At 69.1% G+C, this 13,511-nt stretch carries 13 protein-coding genes and 2 pseudogenes; 14 read left to right on the forward strand and 1 reads right to left on the reverse strand.

Features of this window, described 5'->3' with window-relative positions; all coding sequences use genetic code 11:
• Positions 1-173: 173 nt before the first annotated feature.
• The 4 genes from ABIE41_RS14680 to ABIE41_RS14695 all read left to right on the forward strand — a co-directional run bounded on the left by ABIE41_RS14680 (position 174) and on the right by ABIE41_RS14695 (position 4,256).
• Positions 174-1,139, forward strand: a complete 966-nt coding sequence (locus tag ABIE41_RS14680; protein ID WP_192641102.1) for a tripartite tricarboxylate transporter substrate-binding protein — start codon at positions 174-176, stop codon at positions 1,137-1,139.
• Positions 1,140-1,235: 96 nt separating this feature from the next.
• A complete protein-coding gene (locus ABIE41_RS14685; protein WP_192641103.1) occupies positions 1,236-2,666 on the forward strand; it encodes a Do family serine endopeptidase in 1,431 nt (476 codons plus the stop codon).
• Complete coding sequence (locus tag ABIE41_RS14690) at positions 2,663-3,973, forward strand: replication-associated recombination protein A (protein ID WP_192641104.1); 1,311 nt, start codon at positions 2,663-2,665, stop codon at positions 3,971-3,973. The genes ABIE41_RS14685 and ABIE41_RS14690 overlap by 4 nt, the downstream gene beginning before the upstream one ends.
• 100 nt (positions 3,974-4,073) lie before the next feature.
• Positions 4,074-4,256: a hypothetical protein gene (locus ABIE41_RS14695; RefSeq protein ID WP_210320815.1), complete on the forward strand. Its 183-nt coding sequence runs from the start codon at positions 4,074-4,076 to the stop codon at positions 4,254-4,256.
• A 210-nt stretch (positions 4,257-4,466) separates the two neighbouring features.
• Here ABIE41_RS14695 and ABIE41_RS14700 read toward each other — a convergent pair whose 3' ends face one another.
• A complete protein-coding gene (locus ABIE41_RS14700; protein WP_192641105.1) occupies positions 4,467-5,783 on the reverse strand; it encodes a hypothetical protein in 1,317 nt (438 codons plus the stop codon).
• A 113-nt stretch (positions 5,784-5,896) separates the two neighbouring features.
• Here ABIE41_RS14700 and crcB point away from each other — a divergent pair, with 113 nt between their 5' ends.
• From crcB to ABIE41_RS14740, 10 genes and pseudogenes are all read left to right on the forward strand, one after another.
• Positions 5,897-6,280, forward strand: a complete 384-nt coding sequence (crcB, locus tag ABIE41_RS14705; protein WP_192641106.1) for a fluoride efflux transporter CrcB — start codon at positions 5,897-5,899, stop codon at positions 6,278-6,280.
• Positions 6,277-7,671, forward strand: coding sequence for an RluA family pseudouridine synthase (locus tag ABIE41_RS14710; RefSeq protein WP_192641107.1), 1,395 nt, complete (start codon positions 6,277-6,279; stop codon positions 7,669-7,671). The genes crcB and ABIE41_RS14710 overlap by 4 nt, the downstream gene beginning before the upstream one ends.
• 153 nt (positions 7,672-7,824) lie before the next feature.
• The gene (locus tag ABIE41_RS14715) at positions 7,825-8,319 is read left to right on the forward strand and encodes a hypothetical protein (protein ID WP_192641108.1); all 495 of its coding nucleotides are present in this window, start codon (positions 7,825-7,827) and stop codon (positions 8,317-8,319) included.
• A gap of 34 nt (positions 8,320-8,353) precedes the next feature.
• Complete coding sequence (locus ABIE41_RS14720) at positions 8,354-9,076, forward strand: HAD-IA family hydrolase (RefSeq protein WP_354192347.1); 723 nt, start codon at positions 8,354-8,356, stop codon at positions 9,074-9,076.
• A 330-nt stretch (positions 9,077-9,406) separates the two neighbouring features.
• A complete protein-coding gene (locus ABIE41_RS14725; RefSeq protein WP_192641109.1) occupies positions 9,407-9,805 on the forward strand; it encodes a hypothetical protein in 399 nt (132 codons plus the stop codon).
• A 257-nt stretch (positions 9,806-10,062) separates the two neighbouring features.
• A pseudogene (locus ABIE41_RS14730) lies at positions 10,063-11,548 on the forward strand (acetyl-CoA carboxylase biotin carboxylase subunit); the annotation flags it as partial.
• Positions 11,521-11,775 (forward strand): annotated as a pseudogene (locus ABIE41_RS24270) (acetyl/propionyl-CoA carboxylase subunit alpha); the annotation flags it as partial. The pseudogenes ABIE41_RS14730 and ABIE41_RS24270, both read left to right, overlap by 28 nt.
• Positions 11,776-11,871: 96 nt before the next feature.
• Complete coding sequence (locus tag ABIE41_RS24275; protein WP_465247119.1) at positions 11,872-12,063, forward strand: biotin/lipoyl-containing protein; 192 nt, start codon at positions 11,872-11,874, stop codon at positions 12,061-12,063.
• A gap of 204 nt (positions 12,064-12,267) precedes the next feature.
• Positions 12,268-12,888 (forward strand): glutathione S-transferase family protein, encoded by a 621-nt coding sequence (locus tag ABIE41_RS14735; RefSeq protein ID WP_192641111.1) that lies wholly within the window; start codon positions 12,268-12,270, stop codon positions 12,886-12,888.
• A 53-nt stretch (positions 12,889-12,941) separates the two neighbouring features.
• Complete coding sequence (locus ABIE41_RS14740; RefSeq protein ID WP_192641112.1) at positions 12,942-13,448, forward strand: lysozyme inhibitor LprI family protein; 507 nt, start codon at positions 12,942-12,944, stop codon at positions 13,446-13,448.
• Positions 13,449-13,511 lie beyond the last annotated feature (63 nt).

The raw sequence follows: 13,511 nt of genomic DNA on the forward strand, positions 1-13,511 counted from the left end.
GGCCTATCCTCGGTCCAGTCGATTTCAAAAGGGCGGCCTTCGGGTCGCCCTTTTTCGTAGGCGGCGGAGGGGACCACGCCCGTGCGCTCCCTTGGCGACTGGTGCGCCGCGGATTACGCTCGCGGCCAATCAATCGAAACGGCCGTGACGCGCCGTTGGGAGGGGACGTGATCATGAAGACCAAGACGACCGCCGGTTTGCTCGTGGGGGCGCTGCTCGCTCTCGGCTCCCAATCGGCCACGGCGCAGGACTACCCCGCCAAGGCGATCACCATGATCGTGCCCTTCGCGGCGGGTGGCTCGTCGGATGTGATCGCACGGCTCGTCGGCGACGAGATGGGGCGTGTCCTCGGCCAGCGCATCATCATGGAGAACATGGGTGGCGCAGGCGGGGCCACGGCGCTCTCGCGGGCCGCCAAGGCCGAGCCCGACGGCTACACCATCGTCATCGGCAATAGCGGCACCAATGCCGCCTCCTATTCGATCTATCCGGACCTGAAATACACCAACGCCGATTTCGCGCCTGTCGGCCTCGTGGCGAAGACCTCGCCGATGATCGCCTTGAAGCTCGATTTCCCGGCGAAGACGCTGACCGAGTTCGTCGCCTATGCGAAGGCCAATCCCGGCAAGGTCAGCCTCGGCCATGCCGGCGTCGGCTCGTCGAACTATCTGATCTGCCGGACCTTCATCAAGGCTGCCGGGGTCGATGTCGCCCTGGTCAGCTATCGCGGCGCGGGGCCTGCGCTCAACGACCTGATGGGCGGCCAGATCGACGGTGTCTGCGATGCCGCGACCTCGCTCTCCGGTGCAGTCCAGGGCGAGAAGGTGAAGGCGCTCGTCGTGGCGACGCCGGACCGGCTGGCGAGCCTGCCCGCCGTCCCGACCTCGGCCGAGGCCGGTCTGCCCGCCTTCCAGGCGCAGGGCTGGAACGCGATCTTCGTGCCGAAGAAGACGCCCGATGCGATCGTGGCCAAGCTCAACGCGGCGCTGAAAACCGCTCTGGCGAGCCAGAACCTCCAGGGGCGCTTCAGGGATCTCTCCTCGGTCGTGCCCTCCCAGGAGGAGATCACCCCGGCCTTCGTGGCGCAGCTCGTGCCGGCCGAGATCGAGAAGTATCGCGTGCTGCTGCAGGACAAATAGGTCCAGCAGCGCGGTCCCCGGCGTGGCGTGCTGGAAATCGCCCCGCCGCAGGCCTATCTCTCGCGGCGAGTCGCGCCGTCGCAGAGGAGACGCCAGATGCAGCGCAAGGCCACCTTCACCCGCGGGATTCTGCTCGCGGCCGCGCTGACGGCGCTGCCCGTGGCGGTTTTGCCCGCGGTCGCGCAGACGCCGCTGCGGCAGGTGCCGGAGTCGCGCCAGGAGATCTCGCTGTCCTTTGCGGGGGTGGTGAAGAAGAGCGCCGGTGCCGTCGTCAACGTCTACGGCGCGCGGGTCGAGAAGCAGCCGCGCAACCCCTTCATGGACGACCCCTTCTTCCGGCGCTTCTTCGGCGACCGGGGCTTCGGCGTGCCGCAGGAGCGCGTGCAGCGCTCGCTCGGCTCGGGCGTGGTGGTCGATGCGAGCGGGCTCGTGGTCACCAACAACCACGTCATCGAGGGCATGAGCGAGGTCAAGGTGGCCTTCGCCGACAAGCGCGAGGTCGAGGCGACGATCCTGCTGCGCGATCCGCGCACCGATCTCGCCGTGCTCAAGCTCAAGAACGCCAAGGACCTGGTGCCGATCGAGCTCGCCGATTCCGACAAGGTCGAGATCGGCGACATCGTGCTGGCGATCGGCAACCCCTTCGGCGTCGGGCAAACCGTGACGCAGGGCATCGTCTCGGCGCTCGCGCGCACGCAGATCGGCGTCGGCGACGCGCAGTCCTTCATCCAGACCGACGCCGCCATCAACCCCGGCAATTCCGGTGGCGCGCTGGTCGACATGCAGGGCCGGGTGATCGGCATCAACACGGCGATCTTCTCCCGCTCTGGCGGCAGCCATGGCATCGGCTTCGCGATTCCGGCCGCGATGGTGCGTGTCGTCGTCGAGAGCGCCAAGACCGGCGCCAAGACGGTCCGGCGACCCTGGTTCGGGGCGCGGCTGCAGGCTCTGACTCCGGATGTCGCCGACGGGCTCGGGCTCGACCGGCCGGCCGGCTCGGTTGTTGCGGGCGTGGTCGAGAAGGGCCCGGCGGCGGAGGGGGGGCTGCGCCGCTCCGACGTCATCCTGGCGGTCGACGGCATCGCGGTCGATGATCCCGAATCCTTCGGCTACCGCTTCGCGACGCGCCCGCTTGGCGGGGTCGCTTCGCTGACCGTGCTGCGCAGCGGCAAGCGGGTCGTCCTGCCGGTCAAGCTGGTTCCTGCTCCCGAACTGCGCCCGCGCGAGCCGGTGACGCTGTCGGGCCGCTCGCCGCTGGCGGGGCTGACCGTGATGAACCTGTCGCCCGCGCTGGCCGAGGAACTGGCGATCGACGCGGGCACCGAGGGCGTCGTGGTCGGCGAGGTCGAGGAGGGCAGCACGGCCGCCCGCATCGGCTTCCAGAAGGGGGACATCATCCAAGCCCTGAACGGCGAAGCGATGACGGGTTCCCGCGAGGTCGAGGCGGCGCTGAAGGAACGGCGCCGTGCCTGGGAGGTGACGATCTCGCGCGGTGGCCAGAGCGTGACCTCGGTCTTCCCGGGGTGAGCGACCTTTTCGCCGCCTCGGGCCTCGACAAGTCCGGCCCGCGCCCGCTCGCAGACCGGATGCGGCCGACGACGCTGGGCGAGGTCGCGGGCCAGGACCATTTGACCGGGCCGGACGGCGCGCTGACGCGGCTGGTGCAATCCGGCTCGCTCGGCAGTCTGATCTTCTGGGGCCCGCCCGGCACCGGCAAGACGACGGTGGCGCGGCTGCTGGCAGGGCAGGTCGATCTCGGCTTCGAGCAGATCAGTGCGATCTTCTCCGGTATCGCCGATCTCAAGAAGGTCTTCGAATCGGCCCGCGGGCACCGTCTCGGCGGCAAGGGCACGCTGCTCTTCGTCGACGAGATCCATCGTTTCAACCGCGCCCAGCTCGACGCCTTCCTCCCCGTGATGGAGGACGGCACGATCACGCTGGTCGGCGCCACCACCGAGAACCCGTCCTTCGCGCTCAATGCCGCGTTGCTCTCGCGGGCGCGGGTGCTGACCTTCAAGTCGCTGGACGAGGGCGCGCTACTCTTCCTGCTCGGCCGGGCTGAACTGCTGGAGAACCGCGAGCTGCCGCTGACGCCGGAGGCGAGGCTTGCGCTCGCGCGTTTCGCCGATGGCGACGGGCGTGCGGTCCTGACACTGGCCGAGGAGCTGTGGCGCGCTGCCAAGCCGGGCGAGATCTTCGACGAGGCGGGTTTGAGCGAGGTGATCCAGCGCCGCGCACCGATCTACGACAAGGCGCAGGACGGCCACTACAATCTGATCTCGGCCCTGCACAAGACGATCCGCGGCTCGGACCCCGACGCCGCGCTCTACTATTTCGCCCGCATGCTCGATGCCGGCGAGGATCCGCGCTTCCTGGCGCGGCGGCTGGTGCGCATGGCGGTCGAGGATATCGGTCTGGCCGACCCGCAGGCGCTGGTTCATGCGCGGGCTGCGACCGAGACTTATGAGCAGCTCGGCTCGCCGGAGGGGGAGCTGGCGCTCGCCAACACGGTGATCTACCTCGCCACCGCGCCGAAATCGAACGCCTCCTACAAGGCCTACAAGGCGGCCCGCCGGGTTGCGTCCGAGCGCGGCTCGCTGATGCCGCCCAAGACGATCCTGAACGCGCCGACCAAGCTGATGAAGCAGGAAGGCTATGGCGCCGACTATTCTTATGACCACGATGCGCCCGACGCCTTCTCGGGTCAGGACTACTGGCCCGACGCGCTCGGCCGCCAGCTCTTCTACGACCCGCCCGAACGCGGCTTCGAGCGCGAAATCCGGAAAAGGCTGGAGTATTGGGCGAAGCTGCGGCTGGAGCGCGGGGAGGGCTGAGGGGTGGCGCGGCGCTTTGATCGACCGCAAGGGCGACGTGGTCCGTGCTCCCTAGAGTGACCTTCAGCGGCCACCCCCGGGCCGTGCCGGTGCCTCGCTCATGATCTCGCTCATCGCCCGCCTGCTCCTGATCGTCCCCTCGCTCATCGCGGGCTGGTTCGTGTCGGAGGACAATGTCGCCTATTGGGTCGTGGCGTTTGCGATCGGGCTCGTCTTCATCCTGCTGACCATTGCCTTCGAGCTGTATGTGCATCCGCTGATCCGGCGCGGGCCGAAGGGGTAGAGCGTATCGACATCTGCCCAAACGCGACGTCATCCCGGACAAGCCGCGCAGCGGCGCTGCTCCTGGATCCATCGTAGAGCTCCGGAGCCCTCCGATGGATCCCGGGGCAGGCTCGGGATGACGGTGTTGGTTCCGATGAGAACTCAGACCGCTCTCGCGTCCTCCTTGGCACGGCAAGGCCCGGACACTGCAAGGCCCGGATTTTTCCCCTCAGAACGAGCGCTCGATGAAGAGCTGCGCCGAGAGCTGGCGGCCGCCGAGACTTGTCGGCAGGGCACGGCTGGAGAAGGCGACGTTCGTCCAGGCGACCGAGCCTTCCAGCCCCGCCTTGAAGCCGTCCACCGGCGTCCAGACCAGATTGGCGCTGGCGCGGTCGATGCGCAGCTTGCCCTTGCCGGCATTGGTGAGCGGCACGGTGATCTGGTAGCGGCTGACGAAGAGGTTGCTGGCGAGCTCGTCCGTCCATTCGCGCCGTGCCGCGAGGACGCTCGAAAAGCCGCGGCTGGAGTCGCCGGGCGTGATGACCTGCCGGACGACCGTGGCGTCGAGCGAGGAGCCGATATAGGCGGCGGCGTCGGTCGCGCCCGCGATCTGGGCGGTGATCTCGCCGGGGCTTCCGAGGATCGGCAGCTCGTAGGTGGCGCCGAGGATGCCGGCGCGCCCCAGCCGATGCGGCGACCCTGCCACGTCGCGCAGCGCCCCGCCCATGTGCAGCGTCAGGCTGCCCTGCGTGTAGGTCAGCCGTGCGACACCGTCGGGCACGCGGCCGTTCGTGACGGGGATCGAGGAGGTCGTCGCGAGCGTCGGGTCCTCCAGCGACAGTGCCAGGTTCCAGCGCTCGGTCAGGTCGCGCTCCCAGGCGATGACACCGACATTGCGGCCGGGCAGCCGGGCGCTGAAGGCGAATTCCTCGCCGGTCCAGAAGCTGAAGCGCGAGGATGACAGGCCGAAGGTCATCGTGCCCACGGTGACGACGGCCTCCTCCACCAGGATGGTGTCGGGGTCGCCGCCGCCGGGCCGCATCGACATTTCGAAGGCGGAGCCGACGCGCAGGCCCGAGGGCAGGTCCAGCGCCGTCTCGAAGCGCAGCGAGGATGTGGTCGGCCAGGAATAGCTGGGCCGCGGCTGCGAGGCGCCGGCACGTGGGATGCGATAGCTGTCATATTGCAGCCCGGCCGTCACCGAGCCGGTGATGGCGAGGCAGGTGGCGGAGCCGGGTAGGATCAGGCCGGGGACGTCGTCCTCGTCATCCGTTTCCTCCTCGTCATCGTCGTCATCGTCACCATCGTCACCATCATCGGCAGCGTCGGATGGTGCCGCGGCGGCCTCGGCCGGCGCCGGAAAGAGCGGGGCGATGTCGGGCGGCCGGATGATGCAGGCGCGGGCAAAAGCTGGCGGCTTGCCGGCGGGGAGGCGGGACGGCGCGGCGGCCGCGGCCTCGGCGAGGAGGACAAGCACGAGCGCCAGCAGCAGCGCGCAGAGCACGCCGCCTGCCGCCATCGCCCCTGCGGTTGGTCTCCGCGTCACCCGTCTTCGCCCCCCGGCCGGTCGTCTCGCCTCTACACCTCTCAGACAGACCGCGCCCGGGCAAGGCCCCGATTTCGTTTGTGCCGCCGCGATGCGCTGGCTATTGCAGAGCCATGACCTCCACTCTTCTGGTTTTTCTCGGCGCCGGGCTGGGCGGCGTGCTGCGGCACGGCGTCAATCTCGTCTCGCCGCGCTGGTTCGGCACCGGCTTTCCCGGCGGGACGATGCTGATCAACATCCTCGGCTCGGCCCTGATGGGCGCGATCGCCGGCTGGCTCGCCTTCAAGACGGAGGCCGGCTGGTCGCAGCATGCGCGGCTGTTTCTGACGACCGGCATCCTCGGCGGCTTCACCACCTTCTCGGCCTTCTCGCTCGACGCCGTGCTGCTCTGGGAGCGTGGCGAGGCCGGCCTCGCGGCGGCCTATGTGCTCGGCTCGGTCATCCTCTCGCTGGTGGCGCTGGTCGCTGGCCTCGCACTCGTCCGGAGCCTGTCATGAGAACCGGTGGCAAAGGAACGGGCGGCAAGGGAACGGGCGGCAAGGGCTTTGGCGGACGTGGCGCCGGCACGGGACCTGCGCGGGTTGGCCGGCCGCCGGCCGCGGGTGCGCCCCGCGGGCCGGGGGCTAAGGCCAAGCGCCCGAGCCATGACGCCCGCCGCTCGGCACAGGCCTCGGCCCGCGCCAGGCCCGAGCGCGAGGAGGCGGAGGTCAACACCACGCCGACGCGCAACCCCAAGCCGCATCATCCGGCGCCGCGCGCGGCCGGGCCGCGGCAGCCTGCTGCCCAGACGGCCCCGCGGCCCGCGGGCAAGCCCGCCGCCACCCGCCGCGCGCCGGTGAGCGACACGCCGACCCGCGCCGAGGTGAAGGCGGAGACGGCGCAGGTGCTCGCCACCGGCGTGCAACAGCTCGTGGTCACCGCCGACGAGAACGAGATGCGGATCGATCGCTTTCTCGAGAGCCGCTTCCCGCAGCTCTCCTTCAGCCATATCCAGCGCATCGTCCGGAAGGGCGAGTTGCGGGTGAACGGTAAGCGCGCCGACAGCAAGGACCGGCTGGAGGAGGGGCAGACGGTCCGTATCCCGCCGCTCAAGCTCGAGCCGCAGGAGAGCCGGCCGCGCTCGGCCAAGGCCGATGGCGACACGCTCGAGTTCCTGCGCTCGATCACGCTCTACGAGGACGAGGACGTGATGGTCCTCAACAAGCCGGCGGGGCTGGCCGTGCAGGGCGGCTCCGGCACGACGCGCCATGTCGACCAGATGCTCGACGTGCTGACGGACAAGAGCGGGCAGAAGCCGCGCCTGGTCCACCGGCTCGACAAGGACACGGCGGGCTGCCTCGTCATCGCCAAATCGCGCTTCGCGGCGGCGACGCTGGCCAAGACCTTCCGTTCGCGCTCGGCCCGCAAGGTCTACTGGGCGCTTGTGGCGGGCGTACCGCGCGTACGCCAGGGCCGGATCTCGACCTATCTCGCCCGCGAGGAGGCCTATGACGGCGACCAGCGCATGGCGGTGGCCAAGCATGGCGAGGACGGCGCGATGCATGCCGTGACCTATTACGCCGTGGTCGAGACCGCCGCGCAGAAGCTCGGCTGGCTCTCGCTCAAGCCGGTGACGGGGCGCACCCACCAGTTGCGCGCGCACGCCGCCCATATCGGCCACCCGATCGTGGGCGATCCGAAATACTTCAACATCCAGAACTGGGAGCTGCCCGGCGGCATCCAGAACAAGCTGCATCTGCTGGCGCGGCGCATCGTCGTGCCGCATCCGCGCGGCAAGGGCACGATCGACGTCAGCGCGCCGCTGCCGCCGCATATGCGCCAGTCCTGGAACCTGCTCGGCTTCGACGACGCGCCTTACGACCCGATCGTGGACGCGCCGGACGAGTGAGCTTCGTCATGCTCGGGCTCGACCCGAGCATCTCCTGCGGGAGATTTTCGGGTCTGCGCTTCGCTTCGCCCGAGAATGACGGAAGAGAACGATTGCGGAACAAAAGGAATTGTGTTTTCTTTTTGTTCCCATCCCTCCGATGCTGGTGCTCCGATGATCCGTTGCGCTTTCCTGCTGGCTGGCCTCGTTCTCACTGCTTCCGTTCCCGCCCTGGCGCAGAGCCCGGGCCCCGCGCCGGCGCGCGCCGCCGCCGCCCCCGCCGATGAGCCGGTGCCGCGCGCCGAGCGCGCCAAGGCGCGGCAGGACTGTCTCGCGGAGCATGTCGCGCTGTCGGGCGACGATCTGCGCGCGGCGATGCGCGACTGCCTGCAGGCGAAGTTTCCCGGCGTGCAGCTTTACGCCCGCGACGGCGTCACCCGCGACGGCAAGCCGACGGCCGTGGCGGCGCGGGCCGCCTGCAAGGCGGATGTCGATACGCGCGGGCTGACCGGCTCGACACGCACCGCCGCGCTCGTCGCCTGCTTCAACGAGAAGCGCCCGGACCTCGCCCAGCGCGCCGAATGCCGCAAGGATGCGCGCGGCAAGGGGCTCGACGGCGACGACCTGCGCAAGGCGGTGGATGCCTGCGCGCGCGAGGCGCGCTCCTGAGCGATCCTAGCGGGGCAGGGCGGCGCGGGAGCCGGTGGATCGCGCTGGCGATCCGCGCTACAGCGCCGCCATGGACCTCATCCTCTTCGATCTCGACGGCACGCTGATCAACTCCGAGGCGATCCTGCTCGCCGCTCAGATCGAGACGTTCCAGCGTCACGGCCTGGTTCATCCGGGGCGCGAGGCAGGGCTCGGCGTCGTCGGGCTGACGCTCGATATCGCGCTGATGCGCCTGGGCGGATTGCCGGCGCCGGATGCGGCGCTGACGGCTACCTACAAGGAGGTCTTCGGTGCGATGCGGCTTTCGGCCCATGCCGATTCCGCGATGGACGAGCCGCTCTATCCCGGCGTTGCGGAGACACTGGCCGCGCTCGCGGCCCGGCCTGGTCTCAAGCTCGGCATCGCCACCGGAAAATCACGGCGCGGAGCCGAGTACATCGTCGAGCGCCATGGCTGGGAGCGTCTGTTCGCGACGATCCAGACCGCCGACGACGCGCCCTCGAAGCCGCATCCGGGCATGATCCAGCGGGCGATGCAGGAGACGGGCGCGCAGCCCGCGCGCACTGCGATGGTCGGCGACAGCTCCTTCGACATCGAGATGGCGGTGGCTGCCGGCGTCGTCCCCGTCGCGGTCTCCTGGGGTTTCCAGCCGGTAGAGACACTGGTGGCGCTCGGCGCGCGGCATGTGCTCGCGCGCTCGACCGATCTGCCCGGCGTGCTGGGGCTGGGTCCGGCGGTCGTCGCCGAGCCGGTGTGACCTTGGCGTCATGCTCGGGCTTGACCCGAGCATCTCGGAAACCAGCTTCCTTCCGCGGCGAGATTCTCGGGTCTGCGCTTCGCTTCGCCCGAGAATGGCGGCCCTGTGCGCGGGTGGGTGTCGACATGAGCTGCCCCCAGTAACATCCTCGCAACCACATCCGCTCAGGGCCGTTTAACCTGAACACGCGTTCAGATTTGGCTGTTAACCACCTGCTGGCGGGTGTCGATCCATGGTGTTCCTACAACAGGAACGGACCGGCAAAAAACAACGCCGGACAGGGGTCGAACAATGATGGGTCATGAGCTTCGCGAATTCGTTGACCAGGTGATGGATCGTCTGACGATCACTGACGAGGACGTCGCTGTTCTTCAGCGTGATATCCTGGCGGACAGTGTTCTGACCCGCGACGTCATCGATGTCCTCGTGGCGCTGGACCGGGCGGTGCCCCAGCGCTGCGAGGCCTTCGGCGACTATCTCGTTGCGGTCGTCGTCGACTTCGCCGTCTGGCAGAACCGCCCGACCGGTGTGATCGACCGCGACAAGGCGCATTGGCTGGTGACGACGCTGTCAGCCGGCGAGGGGCCGACCGCCACCGCCCGCCGCATCGCCTTCGAGATCGTGCGGGAGGCCGAGCGCTGCGACGAGGCGCTGATTGGCTTCGCCCTCGACAAGGGCCATGCCAAGACGATGCCGGCCTGGCCCGAGCGCGTGCTGCTGGCGAGCTGAGCGCCCCGGCTGACGCGGGCTCTCCTGCCGACCACCGACTTTCGCATCGGTGGACGGCGACGACGCCCTCCCATACACCCGGACCCGGATCGTGGCGCCAGGCGGCGTCGCGGTTCGGGTTTCGCCATTGGGGCTGTGCGAAAAACCGGTAGCCGGTTTTCCGTGACATGCTCTAACTGGCGTGGGGAGCAGGTCGCACGAGCCGCGCGGTTCGGGCCGGTCTGCCCCGCTCGTCGACGGCCGGGGAGGCGCCACGCATGTTCTCGAAGATCCTGATCGCGAACCGCGGCGAGATCGCCTGCCGGGTTATCAAGACGGCGCGGCGCATGGGCATCAAGACCGTCGCGGTCTACTCGGATGCGGATCGCGACGCGCTTCATGTCGAGATGGCCGACGAGGCGGTCCATATCGGTCCGCCCGCTGCAGCCCAGTCCTATCTCGTGATCGAGAAGATCATCGCGGCCTGCAAGCAGACCGGCGCGCAAGCCGTGCATCCGGGTTACGGGTTTCTCTCCGAGCGCGAGGCCTTCGCCCAGGCGCTGAAGGACAACGGCATCGTCTTCATTGGCCCCAATCCCGGTGCGATCGCGGCGATGGGCGACAAGATCGAATCCAAGAAGGCCGCGGCCGCGGCGAATGTTTCGACGGTGCCGGGCTTCCTGGGCATCATCGAGAGCCCCGATCACGCCGTCACCATCGCCGACGAGATCGGCTATCCCGTGATGATCAAGGCATCGGCCGGCGGCGGCGGCAAGGGCATGCGCATCGCCCATTCGGCCGGAGAGGTGGCCGAAGGCTTCGCCCGCGCCAAGTCGGAGGCCGCGTCCTCCTTCGGTGACGACCGCGTCTTCGTCGAGAAATTCATCGTCGATCCCCGCCATATCGAGATCCAGGTGCTGGGCGACAAGCACGGCAACGTCATCTATCTCGGCGAGCGCGAATGCTCGATCCAGCGGCGCAACCAGAAGGTCGTCGAGGAGGCGCCGTCGCCGCTACTGGACGAGGCGACGCGCCGCAAGATGGGCGAGCAGGCGGTCGCACTGGCCAAGGCGGTGAACTACGATTCCGCCGGAACGGTCGAGTTCGTCGCCGGCCAGGACAAGTCCTTCTTCTTCCTGGAGATGAACACCCGGCTCCAGGTCGAGCATCCGGTGACGGAAATGATCACCGGGATCGACCTCGTCGAGGAGATGATCCGCGTCGCCTATGGCGAGAAGCTGCGGCTCACCCAGGCCGAGGTGAAGCTGAACGGCTGGGCGGTGGAAAGCCGCGTCTATGCCGAGGATCCGACGCGCAACTTCCTGCCCTCGACGGGGCGGCTCGTGACCTATCGCCCGCCGGTCGAGGGGCCCGATGGCGACGCGATCGTGCGCAACGATACCGGCGTCTTCGAGGGCGGCGAGATCTCGATCTACTACGACCCGATGATCGCCAAGCTCGTCACCCACGCGCCGACGCGCGAGGCGGCGATCGAGGCGCAGGGCCGCGCGCTCGATGCCTTCGCGATCGACGGCATCCGCCACAACATCCCCTTCGTCTCGGCGCTGATGCACCATCCGCGCTGGATCGCCGGCAATCTCTCGACCGGCTTCATCGCCGAGGAGTTTCCTGAGGGCTTCTCCCTGCCGGTGCCCGAGGGCGAGATCGCGCTGCGCCTGGCAGCGATCGCGATCGCCTGCGACCACAAGCTCAACCAGCGCAAGCGCGCAGTCAGCGCGCAGATGGAGGGCTGGCGCCGCGTCGCCTTCGACCGGACACGGGTCGTGTTGCTCGGGGCCGAGCGCTTCGAGGGGCAGGTCGGCGAGCAGGGCGGGGCGGTCGTCATCGATTTCGGCAGCCGCAGCGTCACGGTTGCGAGCGAGTGGCGGCCGGGTCAGCCGGTCTGGAACGGCACGCTCGACGGTGTCGCCATCGCTGCACAAATCCGCCCCATCACCAACGGCTTCGCGCTTGGCCATGCCGGCGCCTATGCCGATGCCGTGGTGCGCACGCCGCGCGAGGCGGAACTCGCCGCGCTGATGCCGGAGAAGGTCGCGGCCGACACCGGCAAGGTGCTGCTCTGCCCGATGCCGGGCGTGGTCAAGGCGATCTCGGTTTCCGTCGGCCAAGAGGTCAAGGCGGGCGAGGCGCTCTGCATGGTCGAGGCCATGAAGATGGAAAACGTGCTGCGCGCCGAGAAGGACGCCACCGTCGCCAAGATCCTGGCGAAGGAGGGCGATTCGCTGGCGGTCGACGCGGTGATCATGGAATTCGCCTGAGGCGTATCGGACAAGCCAGCCGTCCTCCGCTCTCGCGCCGTCATTCCGGGCGAGCGGAGCGAAGACCCGGAATCCATCGTCAAGCGCTACCGTCCGAGACAACGTCCTCCGATGGATTCCGGAGCGGCGCCGCTGGCGCGGCTTGTCCGGAATGACGCTGTGTGGGCAAGCTGCGGCCATAGGCTGGGACGGAGACCATCTGACATGCTGACGATCTGGGGGCGGATCAGCTCCATCAATGTCCAGAAGGTCGTCTGGGCTGCAGGCGAGGTCGGCCAGAGCTTCGAGCGCATCGATTGCGGCGGGCCGTTCGGCGGGCTGCGCGAGCCGATGTTCCTGGCGAAGAACCCCAATGCCCAGATCCCGGTGCTGGAAGACGGCGATGTCTGCATCTGGGAGTCCAACAGCATCGTGCGCTATCTCGCCGCCCGCTATGGCGCGGGCTGGATCTGGGACGAGGACCCGGCGCGCCGGGCCGATGCCGATCGCTGGCTGGACTGGATGCAATCCTCGCTGCAGCCAGCGCTGATGCCGGTGCTGTGGGGGCTGGTGCGCAAGGTGCCCGAATATACCGCTCCCGAGATCGTCGCGGCCGGCGTCGCCAAGGCCGAGGCACTGATGGCGATCCTCGATCATCATCTGTCCGAGCGCAGCTTCCTCGGCGGTGAGCGCTTCGGCATGGCCGACATCGTCGTCGGCTGCGGGGCGCATCGCTGGCTGAACATGCCGGTCGAGCGGATTGCACGGCCGCATGTCGAGCGCTGGTACGCGACGCTCGTCGCGCGCCCGGCGGCGGCGCCGGCGCTGCCGCTGCCGGTCGCATGATGGTGACCGGCGGGTGGCTTGATCGCTGCTCGGCGGCTGGCAAGATGGCCGCCATGCATTCGATCCGTCTCGCTTTCGGCTTCCTTCTCTGCGCGGCCGCGCCGGCCTTCGCCCAGACCAACTCCACGCTGGCGGCCGATCGGGCCCAGCTTGCTTCCTGCCTCCAGGCCAGCGGCGGGGCGGCACCCGCCTGCATCGGCTCCATCGCAGTGGCCTGCGTGGTCGCGGCGGGGTCGGACCGCGGCGCCGCCGAGGCGGGCTGCGCGCGGCGCGAGGAGGCGGTCTGGCGCGAGCGACTGGTGCAGGCGGTGCAGCAGAGCGGGCGGCCTCTCGATGCCGGCCAGCGCAGCCGCCTCGTTGCCCTGCAGATGTCCTGGGAAGGCTATGTCGCGCAGAAATGCGCCTTCTATGCCGCAACCCAGCGTGAAGCCCTCCAGGCGGGCCGGCAGGCCGGCTGCGAACTGCGCGAGGTCGCCGCGCGGGTGCTGGAGCTTGATCGAGCCTCCCGGCCGCAGGCGCCGGCGCGCCGCCCGTCGCAGCCGCCGCAGATCATCCGCTGAGCGGCGTTCACGCGCCGTCAGCTTTCGTCGGCTAGAAGCGGCCGGTCGCCCGAAGCCCGAAAG

The sequence above is a fragment of the Bosea sp. OAE506 genome (assembly GCF_040546595.1).
In the GTDB taxonomy this organism is placed as follows: domain Bacteria; phylum Pseudomonadota; class Alphaproteobacteria; order Rhizobiales; family Beijerinckiaceae; genus Allobosea.

What these genes read in the sequence shown, in the direction of transcription:
- ABIE41_RS14685 (WP_192641103.1), top strand. Translation starts at nt 1,236, where the DNA reads ATGCAGCGCAAGGCCACCTTCACCCGCGGGATTCTGCTCGCGGCCGCG.
- ABIE41_RS14710 (WP_192641107.1), top strand. Translation starts at nt 6,277, where the DNA reads ATGAGAACCGGTGGCAAAGGAACGGGCGGCAAGGGAACGGGCGGCAAG.
- crcB (WP_192641106.1), top strand. Translation starts at nt 5,897, where the DNA reads ATGACCTCCACTCTTCTGGTTTTTCTCGGCGCCGGGCTGGGCGGCGTG.
- ABIE41_RS24275 (WP_465247119.1), top strand. Translation starts at nt 11,872, where the DNA reads ATGCCGGGCGTGGTCAAGGCGATCTCGGTTTCCGTCGGCCAAGAGGTC.
- ABIE41_RS14680 (WP_192641102.1), top strand. Translation starts at nt 174, where the DNA reads ATGAAGACCAAGACGACCGCCGGTTTGCTCGTGGGGGCGCTGCTCGCT.
- ABIE41_RS14715 (WP_192641108.1), top strand. Translation starts at nt 7,825, where the DNA reads ATGATCCGTTGCGCTTTCCTGCTGGCTGGCCTCGTTCTCACTGCTTCC.
- ABIE41_RS14725 (WP_192641109.1), top strand. Translation starts at nt 9,407, where the DNA reads ATGGATCGTCTGACGATCACTGACGAGGACGTCGCTGTTCTTCAGCGT.
- ABIE41_RS14695 (WP_210320815.1), top strand. Translation starts at nt 4,074, where the DNA reads ATGATCTCGCTCATCGCCCGCCTGCTCCTGATCGTCCCCTCGCTCATC.
- ABIE41_RS14740 (WP_192641112.1), top strand. Translation starts at nt 12,942, where the DNA reads ATGCATTCGATCCGTCTCGCTTTCGGCTTCCTTCTCTGCGCGGCCGCG.
- ABIE41_RS14735 (WP_192641111.1), top strand. Translation starts at nt 12,268, where the DNA reads ATGCTGACGATCTGGGGGCGGATCAGCTCCATCAATGTCCAGAAGGTC.